The sequence below is a fragment of the Clostridium aestuarii genome, from assembly GCF_026735135.1.
Lineage (GTDB): Bacteria > Bacillota > Clostridia > Clostridiales > Clostridiaceae > Clostridium_H > Clostridium_H aestuarii.
Genome location: NZ_JAPQER010000007.1, coordinates 118,618 through 132,578 on the forward strand (window position 1 = coordinate 118,618; position 13,961 = coordinate 132,578).

The following is a 13,961-nucleotide window of genomic DNA, read 5'->3' on the forward strand; positions in this document are numbered from 1 at the left end:
TTTGTTTTGAAACGTAATAAACATGCTGATATTATATAATACATTTTTAGTATACACAAAGTTTTTTGCACTGTGTTTTAAATTATATCAAGATAAGGAACTTTATTAATAATATTTATCTATAAATACTTTCATCTGTTTGTAAAGTGGTTCCCAGTCTTCTTTTAATTCTTCTATTACGCCATAATAATTGCCCCGTATACTTGAATAAAAAGTATTTGTAACAATATCTCCAAGGTACTTTTTAGTAAAACCTGTAATCGGCTCAATTTGTTTAAGTCCGTTAATTAGTTTTGGAATCCATGGATATAGTATGGGAAGAGCATATGAGACCTGAACCTCTTTTTGGTAATCTTCCAGCTCTTTTTCAACTTGCATAACATCTATGTTAAGTTGGGTTAGTCTTTGGATGTCTTGATCTGTTTTTTTCTTCTTTGTTGATAGAGCAGTATATTCTTTTACAAGTCCCGGTAACCTGCCTATCCAGTTATCAAATTTTGGTGTGAGATTCTTGTCTTTTATTTTTTTATATACTTGCTGTAAGGCTAGTTTATTGCCAAGCACTTTCAATGATTCTTTTCTAATATCATCAAATTTCTTATTGCTTTCATCTAAATAGTTAACTAAATTTATTATTTTGGTAATTATTTTCTTTTCTGTTTCTCCAAAGTATTCTAATCCTTTAGGAAGTTCATAAAGGAATAAAGCTAAGGGAAGTGCTTTCCCTGAAAGCATTATAAATGCAAGTTTGGTTATTTGACTCCAACCATAGATGGTATCACGTAATATAGATCCCATATTATAAAGAGCAGCAGCTTCTCTTGATGCAGTGAAAGCTTTATTAAAACCTGCATTAATACCTTTTTCTTTTTTTGCACTATCAATTAGATTTTTAACTCTCACATATCCCTTTGGCAATTTTGATACATCTTTTTCATAGCCTGATAAATAAGACTGTGCTTGCTTAACAATTTCTTCATTTCTATAAGGGTAATAATAATTCATATTAGTAAACATAAATAAGTAACTCCTAAGGTCTTTTTTTATAGTATATGAGATAATCTTTAGTTTGTTATTGTGTTCACTATTGGTTTTCCAAAAGCATATTATTTAAATGTATAAAGATACTTTTGGAGGAATTACTTATGTGGAGATATAACGTTTTTAATTATTATACTATGTATCAAAGGCAGCTAGAGTATACCATACAGTTAAAGTATATAGATGCATTTACTAAATATATGTCCAAATTGAAAAGGCAGATGTATCAAATTGATGAAGATATAGATGTATTAAAGAGTAATTTAGATAGTGCTAAATATGACCAAGAAGATACTGTTGAAGCTATGATTTTTAGCGGTAAGGATTTATCAAAAGTTGAAGAATTAAAGTTTAAAGTAGATAAATTTTGTGAACTTGTTCAATATTTTGATACAATAGGAAGAATACTTATGGAAAAATTTCCATTGTTACAACAGGGATTTTTTCCACAAATTATGCAGTTAAAACCTGCTTGTAAAAGGTTTAAAAAAGAGGTTCAACAAATGCTGGGAGGAAGTACAGCTATATTTACAATTAAGGAAAAAGAGTTACAAGAACAGGAAGAAATTATAGCTTCTGAAACTGTAGATATATTAACATGAAGTGAGAATAATATTGATAATTATTAGTTGATGTGCGGTATTAGCAAGCTGATAATTACAGATGATAGATAACAACTATAATTACTGTTTGTGCTAAATGATATTTACACAAACATTTACAACACCACAAACATAAATGTAAACATATATGTTTGTGGTGTTGTTTGTGTATTAACTTGTATAGTTAAGACTAACTAAATGGTATGTCTTTCTAGCATATGGAGCTGCTTTTTATATATTAAATTTATATATAGATTAAGTAACACGATGCTGTTTTTATTTAGTTAATAAGGTTTAATGTGGTATAATTGGATATGGCTTGTTAGTATGCAATGTAAAAAAATTATGTCATAACAAGCATAAATGTATTAAAACATAATCGTAAAATTAAGCGTAACAGTATAAATCCACTGATAAGAGAAACTCTATATTATAGAAAACTCTTTGGAGGTGGTATTTTTGAAAAAAATTGTGTTTGTGATAAGTCTTTTAGCAGTAATAACGTCTTTTTCAACTCCATGTTCTGCATATGAGTTAATCATAAAAGAACCACCTAAAATTGAGCAACCACAGTTAACAGAGAACTGAAAGGAAATTATTTATAGAGACGTAATTACTTCATTGCTTGTACCATATATACAAAAAGAAATAAATAATTATTACAAAGAATATTTAACAGAATCTCCAATGATTTTTGCGTATAGTATTGATATAGTAAGTGCTAAAAGAAAATGGAAAACTGGATATTTAATCGAATTGGAAGTTATAGCACATCCATACGTTGGAGCACATAATACTGTTGGAGATGAAAGGCTAATAATTGAAACGGGAGGGCTTGGTTCTGTTGAAATTAAGAAATTTGAACATATTAAAAGTTATCCACTGCCACCACACTTGCAACACATAATAAAGAAACCATATTAAGTACATTTAATAACAATTTTAATACGCATATTTCATAAAAGACGATATAAAAAGCTAATATTAAACGGAACAGTTAAGGCATAATAGCAAAATATTGTGAAGGTACTTAATACATATAGTTCCTGCCGCTATAAAGAAAAACAGTGTCTGATAGCACTTGTCTAAAGTTATGAATTAAGAGAGCTTCAAGAGTCACTGCACCTGATACAGCTATATTATATGAGGAGGAATTAACTATGTTATCTATAGAATCAATTGATCCATTTCTAATGCAGTTAGTAATTATTCCATTCATAACTATTGGAGGTGGAGTGTTAGCATCAGTATTTTCCAAGAAGGTTTGTGTTTTGTCTATTTCAGAATATCTTATATAATTTTAGTATATATAAAACGATAGTTTAACTCACAGTTGTCAGAGATTGCGTGGCAAATATACTAAAATGAGTTATGGCAAAATTGATAGTTATTTTGAAGTAATATAGCTAAGGAGGAAAATAATATGGATTTTAAAAATGAAAACTCAAAAATATATTTTTTAATAAATATATTTTCAATACTTGTAGGTATTATGTGTATTATGTATTTTACAACTGATATTGATACCATATTTAAATTTAAAATATTTAATATAGCACTATTATTTGGGGGCTTGAATGGTATTTTAGTAGGCACACAAAAAGTAGTTGCTCAAAATAATAAAGAAGGTTACTTAAATTATTTTTCATCAATACTGTTTATTTCATGGTTTATAAGTTTGCAATGTTAATAATTTACGCCAAAATCAGCAACCATATATTTTTAGCACATACCGTTCAATTAAAACGTTTAAGTAATCATAACAATCTTTTTGTAACCTAGGTTACCGATTTTAACTAATAAAAATGATATATTGGTTAAAATAAGATATGAAAGTGAGGAGTTATAATGATTGAAAAGGTATTTAAATATAGTGTTACAGATGAAAAAGCGGTGGAGAAGATTATAATGGATGAGAATATTAATTATATCCATATGGTATTTAACAAAGACCAAGGACTACCAGAGCATTTTTCAAACTCAAATGTTTATATGACAATACTCAGAGGTACATTATCGATAAGACTAGATGAACAAGATATGCACGAATATAGCAAAGGTGATCTTTTACAAATACCATATAATACAAAGATGAATGTAAACAATTTACATGATGAAGTTTTAGAATTGATTGTAGTTAAAGCACCAGCTCCTGCAAATTATAAAAGGTAAAGTAAGAATCAAAGAAATAGTTAAGTTATAATAGCAAGGGATAAATGTGATAGAAGCTTAAGTTTAATAAAATAAGATAGGTTATAAAAACCAAAAACTTATAAGTAAAAAATATCACGATACTAAGATGGATCGTGATATTTTATTCGAATTCTATAAAACTTTCTTCAATATCTTTTATAATATGTCCAAGCTTATTAAATTTATAAACATATTTTTTACCTACTTTGGTTTTCTTGAAAAAACCTAGAGTTACAAGTTCATTTAAATCAGTTCTAGATGTTTCATAGGATATTTTGTTTTTCTTTTTGTATTCATCAATAATCATTATATTTTTATTAGCAGTTATAAAGTAGTTTATTATTTTAGTTTGGCGCTTATTTAGCATTATTCCTGCTTTTTCTAAAAGATCTTTGAGAAGTTTTTTCCCAAATTCCTTTGTGAACTGTTCTTTTATTCTTTGTATTGATTTAACTATCATATTTAGATAATAATCAATAAAATAGGTTAAATCGCTTTGGTAAACTTCAGTATTTTCAATAGATGTATAGTATTTGTTTCTTTCTTCATTTATAAGGTTTGATATTGAGAAAAACTTGAAGAAATCATATCCCTGTTGTAATAAATACATGTATGATATAGCTCTAGCAGTTCGCCCATTTCCATCGAAAAACGGATGTATATATACAAAATAAAAATGTATTATACAAGCTTTTATTAAAGGGTGTAGTTCAGTGTTATTGTTTATAAAATCTAATAGATCATCCATAAGAGTTTGTACTTTAGTATGATCAGGAGCTTTATAACTAAAACAACCTCGTTTTGTATCCCAAACACCTACAAAGTCAGTTCTATATTTTTCAACTATCTCATCTTCTTTTAATGTGTCTTCAGTAAGTATTTTGTAAATAGATAATAGCATATCTTCATTTAATGGATTTTGCATATTTCTTAATATATATTGTAGTGCATCAAAATTATTAATTATCATTTGTTCATTTTTATCTTTAGGAGGCAAGTTATTTTCCACCATTTCTTTTGTTCTTTTTTTAGTAGAAAATGCTCCTTCAATAACACTTGAATTATAAGCCTCATCTATTAAAGAATCTAATATTACGGATGCTTCAACATCCCACGGAATGGATTTAAATAGGTCTTCAGTAGCTGAAGTCTCTATTATGGATATATACTTTTTTATATTATCAGTTATATTAAACCAAAAATTATTATCACTTTGATCTTTAAGAGGAATATTGATTGAAGTGTTTTTTCGACTTTCCATCAATTCGTTCCAAAATTCATTTAAATTAAATGTACTAGGTAATCTATATTGTAATTCTTTTTTTGTAAAGTATCGTTTGTTAAATTCATTTATCATATTCTGCATAAAATGGCTCACCACCTTTATTTATATTATGTATATAACTTTTAAATTTATACCATTTTACTACTAATTTACTACTAATTCAACTATTCTGTTAGTAAATCAGAGATTTAGTTTATATCATAAGGTTTAATATAGTATAATTGTATGTGAATTGTTGATAAACCATTTAAAGAAAATACGCATTTATTAAAGGGGGGTAAATATTGAATTGGGAGCTGAAAAAGTTTGAAGAATTAAAGGTTAAAGAATTATATGAAATTTTAAAAATAAGAAATGAAGTGTTTGTTGTAGAACAGCAGTGTGCTTACCAAGATTGTGACGGCAAAGATGAAAAATCATATCATTTATATCTTCAAGATAACGGTAAAATTATTGCATATTTAAGAATCTTGAAAAAAGGAGTTTCATATGATGAAATATCTATTGGACGAGTGTTAGTACATAAAAATTATCGTGGCAAAGGTATATCAAGAGAGATGATGTTAAAAGCAATAAATTTTATAGACTTAAATCTCAATGAAAAAGAGATTAAGATTCAAGCGCAATCATATTTAGTTAATTTTTATGGAAGCCTTGGTTTTAAAGAAACTTCAAATGAGTATTTAGAAGATAATATTCCACATATAGATATGTTATATAAAAAATAAAATAATATGCTATAAAATAAGAATCCTATTATTCTTAAATAAAGGCTTAAAATGTTAATAATCAAAGATTTAGTTAAGGTATAATATGAAAATATTGTATATAAAACAGCTGATGCTTTAAATTATAAAGTACAGCTGTTTTGTTATATTTTAAATTAAAATTCTACTTTAAATTAATGTTGATTTTTACATGGTAAATTGTATATAATATAAAAAATTATAAGAAACATAATTATTCTAAATGTAAGGATGAGATTCAAATGAAGAATAAATTTTCTATTGGTGAAATGTCAAAACTGCATAATATTCCAATCAAAACATTAAGATATTATGATGAAATAGGATTATTTAAACCTATTGAAGTAAATAAGGATAATGGTTACAGATATTATTCAACTGAACAATTTGAACAATTGAATACAATAAATTATTTAAAATTTTTAGGGATACCTTTAAAGGAAATAAAAAATTATTTGGAGATTAGAAACATTGATTATTTTTTAGAATTATTGAATAGAGAAAAAAGGATTACTGAAAACAGGATTAATCAGTTAACATTAATAAAAAATAGATTTGAAAATCGAATCAAGGAAATTGAAGAATCAAGAAAAATAAGAGAACTAGAGGTTGTACAAATAAAAAGAGTTAAAGAAAGAAAAATATTAAGTTTGAAGGGAAAAATTAATACAGAACTTGAATTGGAAATATATTTAAGAAAGTTAGAAAATATGGCAAATATAACTTCTACAATCATTATAGGTAGAGTAGGTCTTACAGTTTCTATAGATAATATAAGAAAACATAAGTTTTATGAATACAATTCAATATTTATTTTATTAGAAGAAGAGAGTAACAATGAACTTGTAAAGACTTTAGAACAATGTGAATATGCTTGTATTTATTATAGGGGTTATGATCATAAGGAGTCTGCAAAATATTATGAAATTATACTAAACTATTTAGAAAAAAATAATTATGAAATTATTGGAGATGCCATAGAAAGAGTTATTATTAATCAGTACATATCTAAAAATAAAGAAGACTATCTTACTGAAATAGAAATACCAGTTAAAAAACATTGACTCTCCAGTAGCTGGATGGTTTTAAATAAATATAGAATATTTTAGTCTATATTTATTTAGGAGGGAAATTATGTTAGGAACTATTGTAAATACAAGTACAATTATAATTGGAAGTTGTATTGGAGCTTTATTAAAAAAAGGAATAAAAGAAAAATATAAAACAACTATAACACAAGCTCTTGGATTAATAGCTATTTCTTTAGGAGTTACATGGATTGTAAAAAATATATCTCAAAGTAAAGAACCTATTCTTTTTATAGTTAGTTTAGTGTTAGGTGGTTTTATTGGTGAAATTTTAGATATAGAATCAAAAATTAATAGACTAGGAAATAAAGTTAAAAAAGGTGATGAAAATAACTTAATAGAAGGGTTAACTACTGCTGTTTTACTCTTTTGTGTAGGTACAATGTCTATTTTAGGTCCTTTAGAAAGTGCATTGAAGGGAGATAATACTTTATTATTTACAAATGCACTACTTGATGGAATAACATCTTTAATATTAGCATCTAGTTTTGGGATAGGAATAATATTATCTGCATTTATTTTGTTTATATGGCAAGGATCTATATACTTATCAGCTCAAATTATAGCTCCATTTGTTACACATGAAATTTTAGGACAAGTTTCGATAATAGGAGGAATACTAATTTTAAGTACGGGAATTAACATTTTAGAGATAAAAAAAATAAAAACTATAAATTTATTACCAGCGCTTATTATTCCCGTTTTTTATTATATTCTTTTAACATGATAACAATATAGAATTTAAAATCAAATCAATACTAAATTTATAACAAAGTCAGCATTGGTTTTAGTGATGGATAAATCTATCACTTTTTTATTTTTGTATGTAGATTTATTTGTTTTAGTTTTCTCACGATTTTATAGTTTTCCATTATATTATATTCAATGATAGAGTATGGTAAACTTAGTACATATAAGTATAGTAAAATAAGTTGGTGTAGGGTGCACGTATAATCCACTCTGTCATTAAAGATAAAAGTTAAGTTAGATATTATAAGTTATTGTGAAGAGTATTTATATATAGGGAGGTAAGCTATTATGAAAGAAGAAGAAAAAATATTTGCAGGTAAGCTGTTTGATGCACGTAAGAAAGAACTTAGGGATATTAAGCATAAGGCACATATACTCTGTCAGAAATTTAATTTGCTTGATGAATATGATGAAAAACGCCTGCCGATCATTAAAGAATTTATAGGAAAAATTGGACAAAAATACTATTTCCAAGGTCCCATACAATTTAATTACGGATGCCATACGTTCATAGGTGAAAATTTTTTTGCTAACTTTAATACCACGATTTTAGATGATGGTAAAATTTATATTGGTGATAATGTCATGTTTGGGCCCAACGTTTCACTTATGGCAACCTCACATCCGCTTATTCCGAAAGAGAGAATTGCTATGAAATATGAGGATGGTCATGTGTCTATGTCCGAATACGCGAAAGGAATCTATATTGGAGATAATGTTTGGATTGCTTGTAACGTCGTGGTTTGTGACGGTGTTCATATTGGAAATAATGTAGTCATTGGTGCGGGCAGTGTTGTTACAAAAGATATACCGGATAACTATCTTGCATACGGTAATCCGTGTAAACCAATAAGATTGATTACAGAAAAAGACTCAAAGCTAGATTTACTATAATTATTCATAATGAATAATATTAATCCAATTAAGATAGCATTAATAGGTGTAATATAACTATAGTTTGAATCATGAATTAATGTAATTATAAATGTGAAATTTCAGTGAGGTGTGTAGTAAATATAGTACAATGAGATTGGAGTGTTTGATATCGAAATAAAACATTTTTGTCCAATATGCGGATGTTATGAACCAGAAAATCAATTTTCTATTGGAGAGATATGTCCTTGTTGTGGAAATGAAATAGGCTGTGATGATGATATTGAAAAACCAAATATAAACCAAGAACAATATTTTCAAATGATCCAAATATCAATAGATTCATATGAGAATGGAAAAGAAGTTCCTAATCATGTGAAACAATTCTTGGAAAATGCTAAATATAGTGAGGACGAAGCGTGGGAGATATTAAGAAACAAATGGATTGAAAAAGGTTGTCCTTGGAAATATAATTTTAAAGGTGAAAGACCGGAAAATTGGGGTATAGAATTAGCTAAACTGCAATTACTTAATATTGGAATCAAATTAGATGCTATTAATTGTGTTCACTTTAGACAAGATTAGAGAAAAAGTTAAATTAGAATATATTTTTTATGTGAGGAGGATTATAAATGCGTATAGAACCATAAAAATCAATTTCTTTAATATCATTAATTAACAAAATTAAAGGAGAGATTAATTTATGGAAAAAAGTATACTTGAAAATATAAAGAACTATTTAAAGGAAAAATATAACTGCCATTCAATAATATTATATGGCTCTTTTGCTAATGGTACTTATACAGATGAAAGTGATATAGACATTATATGTTTTTGTGATAATGTGCTTCAAAAAAATGATGCTACTATAATTAATGGAAGGCAACTTGATGCATGGATGTATGATACAAACATGATGACAAAACAAGAAGAACTACTTCATATTAATGGTGGAAAAATTCTTTTAGATGAAAAAGACTTATGTACTAGATTATTAGAGAATATAGATGAACTTTTTAATGAAGGTGCAAAAAAACTTACGTTAGAAGAGATAAATTTTCAAAAAAATTGGTTAATGAAAATGCTAAATAGGGCAAAAAGAGGTGATGTTGAAGGTAATTTTAGATATCATTGGATGTTAGTAGATAGCTTGGAAATATATTTTGGTATAAAAGGCTTATGGTATCTAGGCCCTAAAAAATCTTTATATTGGCTTAAAGATAATGATAGACATGCCTATAAATTATTTAATGATGCCTTAAATATTAATTCATCATTTGAAAAGATAGAGAACTTAATATCTTTTATTGTTAATTCATAATATAAAGAAATTGTGTAGTAACAAGCATAAATGTATTAAAACATAATCGTAATTTATTATGAAGTAAAATTATTTTATAACATTAATCTAAAGGAGTATCAAAATATGAAAAGAGAAGAATTTCAAAGAATTGAAAGTTTTATGTTAAAGAATATGAATGATACTGTTCATGATTGTTTACATGTATATAGAGTTTTGAATTATGCAATTCAAATTGCTGATACTATCGAAAAAATAGATACTGAAGTTGTAATAATATCAGCACTTTTACATGATATAGGTAGAGTAGATGAAATAAGAAATCCAAGTCTTTGTCATGCAAAAATAGGAAGTAAAAAAGCAAAGGAATTTTTGATTAATAATGGATATAGTGAAGGAAAAGCAAATCATGTTGCTGATTGTATTCTTACCCATAGGTATAAAAAGAATTTAAAACCACAAACAATGGAGGCAAAAATTATTTTTGATGCAGATAAATTAGATTTGACAGGAACTGTAGGGACTGCAAGGGCAATTTTATTTGGAGGACAAATTGAAGAACCTTTATATTTAGTTGGAGACGATAGATTACCTACTAAGGGATTACCATCAGAAGAGGCATCTTTATTTAGAGAGTACAATCGGAAACTAAATAAATTGTTTCTAAAACTAAATACTGAAAAAGCAAAAGAAATTGGAATAGAACAACAAAAGACAATGGACTCATACTTTATGAATTTATTCAAAGAGGTAAATAGAAATTACTCTAATGGTAAAAAACTAATGGACAAAATACTTGAATAAGGAATATTCACTTTGAAATATAATCTGTATTGAATTACTTCACATTCTTCTTAAATGATGATTTGAAAGATTAATAATCTTAGAAGTAGTTAAGGCACAACAGCAAAATATTATTCAACAAATGAATGTAAAATTTTAAATAAAATAAGTGGGTGTAGAGTGTAATTATAATCCACTCTGTCACTAAAGATAAATAAAGGAGACATATAAATTATGAATTTGAGAGTACAAAAAACAAATAAATTGGCTAAGTTACCTGAGTATGCTCATATTGGTGATGCTGGAATGGATTTATATTCAGTAGAGGAGAAAATTATACAACCAGGGGAAACAATATTAATACATACAGGTATAAAAATAGAACTTCCTAAAGATACTGAAGCACAAATTAGACCAAGAAGTGGACTAGCATTAAAACATTCAATAACAGTTTTGAATACTCCAGGGACAATAGATGAAGGTTATAGAGGAGAAATAGGAATTATACTTATAAACCATTCTAAAGAAGATTTTAAAGTTGAAAAAGGAATGAGAATAGCACAAATGGTTATTAAACCTGTTTTAAGAGTAAATGTAGTTGAAGTAGAGGGATTAACAGGGACAGAACGTGGAAATGGTGGATTTGGATCTACAGGAGTTTAAAATTTTAAAATAGCACCTGTCATTGTTAGTATAAGATGTTCTATTAGGGTTGATGTGTCTAGGTTTTTAAAAAAAACTTAGCACATTAACCTTTTTATTTTTGAATCTATTTCTCTTTCAGAGCTTTTATTTGTATTTCTTCATTTTGATTATACACTTGAAAAACACACAGGGCAAAAATAAATATTTTAAGAATAAATATAATTGAAATCTAAATATTTCATACTTGTTTAGAGAGGAACTATGTGGTACAATGTAGTAGTACTAGGCAGAACAAAGTAGTAGTACTAGGCAGAACAAAGTAGGTGATGAAATGTATGATAAATCTCAATTGAGGCGAGGGACTTTGGAAGGATGTATTTTGAAAATTATTAAATTAGAAGAAACATATGGTTATGAAATAATGAATAAACTATCCTCTTATGGATTTGAGGAACTTAGTGAAGGAACCATTTATCCATTATTAATTAGGCTAGAAAAAAAGAAATTAATATGTTCAAATTACAAAGTATCTCCATTAGGTCCTAAAAGAAAATATTTTTCAATAACGCAGCTGGGTATTAATATGCTAAATTCATTTCAAGAACATTGGGACAGTATCTCTACAGCTGTAAACAAAATTTTGTCTCTGGGGGAAAAGTAATATGCAAGATTTGAAATTAATAAGAAAGGAAAATTGTGAACAAGAAAAATCATTGTTTATAGATAATCTAACTGTTATAACAGATATGGTTGTATATCTACAGTCATCGGATTTGTGTGAATATGATATTGAAATCATGCGAAAAGATTTAATTGGTATGGCATTAGAAGCACAATTTAGAGGAGAAAAATTCAGTAATGTAATTGGAGAAGACTATAAAAGCTTTTGCAATGAATTAATATTAAGTGGTGATATAAAGTCAACTAAGAAAAAAATATTGAACTGTTTATTTGGTGCTACTGTAGTTATAGGTTTTATGTTTATTTTAGAAATTTTTATGTATTCATGTACATCTCCAAAAGATGCATTGAAATTTCATATGCCTATAACATGGGGATTTGTTTTATCTACTTTGTTAATAATAGTAGCAGGGTATGGAATATTAAAATTTATAGCAAAGAATTCTTTTAAGCTTTCAGATAAACATTCTACAAGAGCCATTAATTTATTTGGGATATCATTCATTATGACGTTTTGTATAATAGGGCTTGTAAAGTATTTTTTAAGGAACTTAGTTATTGGTACCATCAATTATTTGTATCCTTTAGTTATATTAGCAGTTACCCTTATTGTTATAAAATCACTTAATAAACAGTAAAGTGGGTTATTTATTGCTAGATAATTAGCTTAGATAAAACAATATTTAAAACATAATAAATTTAAGAAGATAAATAAGGAGGAGTAAAATATGGATATTTTCGACGCAATAGGTACATTTTTACAAAACCCTCATGCAATAGAAGATGGGTTTAAGGAAGTTTTAGGTATTAAAAAATATTTGTTGGTAAAAGATAAAGAAGATAATTTGATATGTGTATCATATGATTTAGATGTAGGTAGAGCATTAGTGGAAAAATATTTAAAACAACAAGGATTAGATAAGACGTTAGTTAAATTTGAGACTAAATCAATTAAAAATAAGGATGAACAATTGAAAGAAATTATTAAATATAAAATAGTTATATTGGATGAAGAAATTGCAATATACAAAGATGTTGAGAAAAAAGCTCAAGAATATGTTGTTGACGGATATGATGGTAATTTACCTTTAAAGTATGAGATGAACAACTATACAACTGTTTCAAAAAATAAATAAATATAAAAAGAATAATTTTATGCAAAAGCACTAGGCAAATTTCCTAGTGCTTTTGCATTTCAGCGAATAATTCAACTTTCATGTGAAAAGCTATACAAAAACAACAAGTAGGAAGGTAATAACATATCTTTTCATTGTATAAAAGATTAAATCTTTATATTAAAATAGAGCAATCCCATATTACAAAAAAGGAGTTGCTCTTAAATACTTGATTTAATTAAAATTCAACTAATATTCTAGCAGGAAATGCATCTAATCCTTCTATTTTCATAGGCAAACAATATACTCTGAAATCTTTTTTAGGTATTTTATCAAGATTAGTTAAGTTTTCAATTGCATAGATACCACTTTTCCCAAGGAAAACATCTATAAGTCCATGATTTCTACTACGACCAAGTCCTAAAGTATCTATTCCTATCATATTAACTTTCTTATCTACTAAATACTTGATAACCTCCATAGAAATTTCAGGATGTATATTATACTTTTCTTCATCATCTAAGTATTTATCCCAATTTGTTTGAAAAAATACAAAATGCCCTTCTTTAATCTGTGAAACATCTAAATCAGCTAGTTCAACTGGTCTATCAATTATATGAGAAACATCAAATTTTATACCAGGTGATATTAATCTTTCATTTTCAAGTACTACATCTGCACTCATAACATCTATATGAGTGCCCATATTATGAACGGCACAAGAAAATAATGTTGTAGTATATTCCTTTTTAGTTCCTTCAAAACACTTTATTTTTTCTACTTTTAAAGAGGGTGAACCTGGTCTATAAACTCTATCTAATTTAGTAACTTGTGTAATATCAATTATCATGAAATACCT

19 protein-coding genes are annotated in these 13,961 nt (G+C 26.9%); 16 read left to right on the forward strand and 3 right to left on the reverse strand.

Translation table 11 applies throughout. The annotated features are described in order from the left end of the window. Positions 1-105: 105 nt before the first annotated feature. Positions 106-1,017 (reverse strand): hypothetical protein, encoded by a 912-nt coding sequence (locus OW763_RS14300; RefSeq protein ID WP_268041877.1) that lies wholly within the window; start codon positions 1,015-1,017, stop codon positions 106-108. Positions 1,018-1,145: 128 nt separating this feature from the next. Between OW763_RS14300 and OW763_RS14305 the strand changes: the two genes are divergently transcribed. The 5 genes from OW763_RS14305 (at position 1,146) to OW763_RS14325 (ending at position 3,815) form a co-directional block, all read left to right on the forward strand. Further along, complete coding sequence (locus OW763_RS14305; protein WP_268041879.1) at positions 1,146-1,643, forward strand: hypothetical protein; 498 nt, start codon at positions 1,146-1,148, stop codon at positions 1,641-1,643. Positions 1,644-2,255: 612 nt separating this feature from the next. Beyond that, positions 2,256-2,567, forward strand: a complete 312-nt coding sequence (locus OW763_RS14310) for a DUF3888 domain-containing protein (RefSeq protein WP_268041986.1) — start codon at positions 2,256-2,258, stop codon at positions 2,565-2,567. 236 nt (positions 2,568-2,803) lie between these two features. Further along, positions 2,804-2,941, forward strand: a complete 138-nt coding sequence (locus OW763_RS14315) for a hypothetical protein (protein WP_268041881.1) — start codon at positions 2,804-2,806, stop codon at positions 2,939-2,941. A gap of 125 nt (positions 2,942-3,066) precedes the next feature. Next, entirely contained in the window at positions 3,067-3,333 is a 267-nt protein-coding gene (locus OW763_RS14320; protein ID WP_268041883.1) for a hypothetical protein, read from the forward strand. Between the two features lie 158 nt (positions 3,334-3,491). Continuing rightward, positions 3,492-3,815, forward strand: a complete 324-nt coding sequence (locus OW763_RS14325) for a cupin domain-containing protein (RefSeq protein WP_268041885.1) — start codon at positions 3,492-3,494, stop codon at positions 3,813-3,815. A 142-nt stretch (positions 3,816-3,957) separates the two neighbouring features. On the opposite strand, the gene OW763_RS14330 is transcribed toward OW763_RS14325, so the two are convergent. Continuing rightward, positions 3,958-5,202 carry a Fic family protein gene (locus OW763_RS14330; protein WP_268041887.1) on the reverse strand — a complete coding sequence of 415 codons (1,245 nt, stop codon included), beginning with the start codon at positions 5,200-5,202 and terminating at the stop codon, positions 3,958-3,960. A gap of 203 nt (positions 5,203-5,405) precedes the next feature. Here OW763_RS14330 and OW763_RS14335 point away from each other — a divergent pair, with 203 nt between their 5' ends. The 11 genes from OW763_RS14335 to OW763_RS14385 all read left to right on the forward strand — a co-directional run bounded on the left by OW763_RS14335 (position 5,406) and on the right by OW763_RS14385 (position 13,123). Next, a complete protein-coding gene (locus tag OW763_RS14335; protein ID WP_268041889.1) occupies positions 5,406-5,849 on the forward strand; it encodes a GNAT family N-acetyltransferase in 444 nt (147 codons plus the stop codon). A gap of 260 nt (positions 5,850-6,109) precedes the next feature. Then, the gene (locus OW763_RS14340) at positions 6,110-6,931 is read left to right on the forward strand and encodes a MerR family transcriptional regulator (RefSeq protein WP_268041891.1); all 822 of its coding nucleotides are present in this window, start codon (positions 6,110-6,112) and stop codon (positions 6,929-6,931) included. Positions 6,932-7,001: 70 nt separating this feature from the next. Then, the gene (locus tag OW763_RS14345) at positions 7,002-7,682 is read left to right on the forward strand and encodes a DUF554 domain-containing protein (protein ID WP_268041893.1); all 681 of its coding nucleotides are present in this window, start codon (positions 7,002-7,004) and stop codon (positions 7,680-7,682) included. 311 nt (positions 7,683-7,993) lie between these two features. Further along, positions 7,994-8,599 carry a sugar O-acetyltransferase gene (locus OW763_RS14350; RefSeq protein ID WP_268041894.1) on the forward strand — a complete coding sequence of 202 codons (606 nt, stop codon included), beginning with the start codon at positions 7,994-7,996 and terminating at the stop codon, positions 8,597-8,599. A 141-nt stretch (positions 8,600-8,740) separates the two neighbouring features. Beyond that, positions 8,741-9,163 carry a hypothetical protein gene (locus tag OW763_RS14355; RefSeq protein WP_268041895.1) on the forward strand — a complete coding sequence of 141 codons (423 nt, stop codon included), beginning with the start codon at positions 8,741-8,743 and terminating at the stop codon, positions 9,161-9,163. A gap of 118 nt (positions 9,164-9,281) precedes the next feature. After that, entirely contained in the window at positions 9,282-9,899 is a 618-nt protein-coding gene (locus OW763_RS14360) for a nucleotidyltransferase family protein (protein WP_268041897.1), read from the forward strand. A 105-nt stretch (positions 9,900-10,004) separates the two neighbouring features. Beyond that, on the forward strand, positions 10,005-10,682 hold the full coding sequence (locus tag OW763_RS14365; protein WP_268041899.1) for an HD domain-containing protein: 678 nt from the start codon (positions 10,005-10,007) through the stop codon (positions 10,680-10,682). Between the two features lie 213 nt (positions 10,683-10,895). After that, complete coding sequence (gene dut, locus OW763_RS14370; RefSeq protein WP_272507476.1) at positions 10,896-11,324, forward strand: dUTP diphosphatase; 429 nt, start codon at positions 10,896-10,898, stop codon at positions 11,322-11,324. Between the two features lie 313 nt (positions 11,325-11,637). Then, positions 11,638-11,967: a PadR family transcriptional regulator gene (locus OW763_RS14375; RefSeq protein WP_268041901.1), complete on the forward strand. Its 330-nt coding sequence runs from the start codon at positions 11,638-11,640 to the stop codon at positions 11,965-11,967. 1 nt (position 11,968) lies between these two features. Beyond that, a complete protein-coding gene (locus OW763_RS14380) occupies positions 11,969-12,625 on the forward strand; it encodes a hypothetical protein (protein ID WP_268041903.1) in 657 nt (218 codons plus the stop codon). A gap of 90 nt (positions 12,626-12,715) precedes the next feature. Beyond that, complete coding sequence (locus tag OW763_RS14385; protein ID WP_268041905.1) at positions 12,716-13,123, forward strand: hypothetical protein; 408 nt, start codon at positions 12,716-12,718, stop codon at positions 13,121-13,123. Positions 13,124-13,340: 217 nt separating this feature from the next. On the opposite strand, the gene OW763_RS14390 is transcribed toward OW763_RS14385, so the two are convergent. Then, positions 13,341-13,952, reverse strand: coding sequence for a cyclase family protein (locus OW763_RS14390; protein ID WP_268041907.1), 612 nt, complete (start codon positions 13,950-13,952; stop codon positions 13,341-13,343). Positions 13,953-13,961 lie beyond the last annotated feature (9 nt).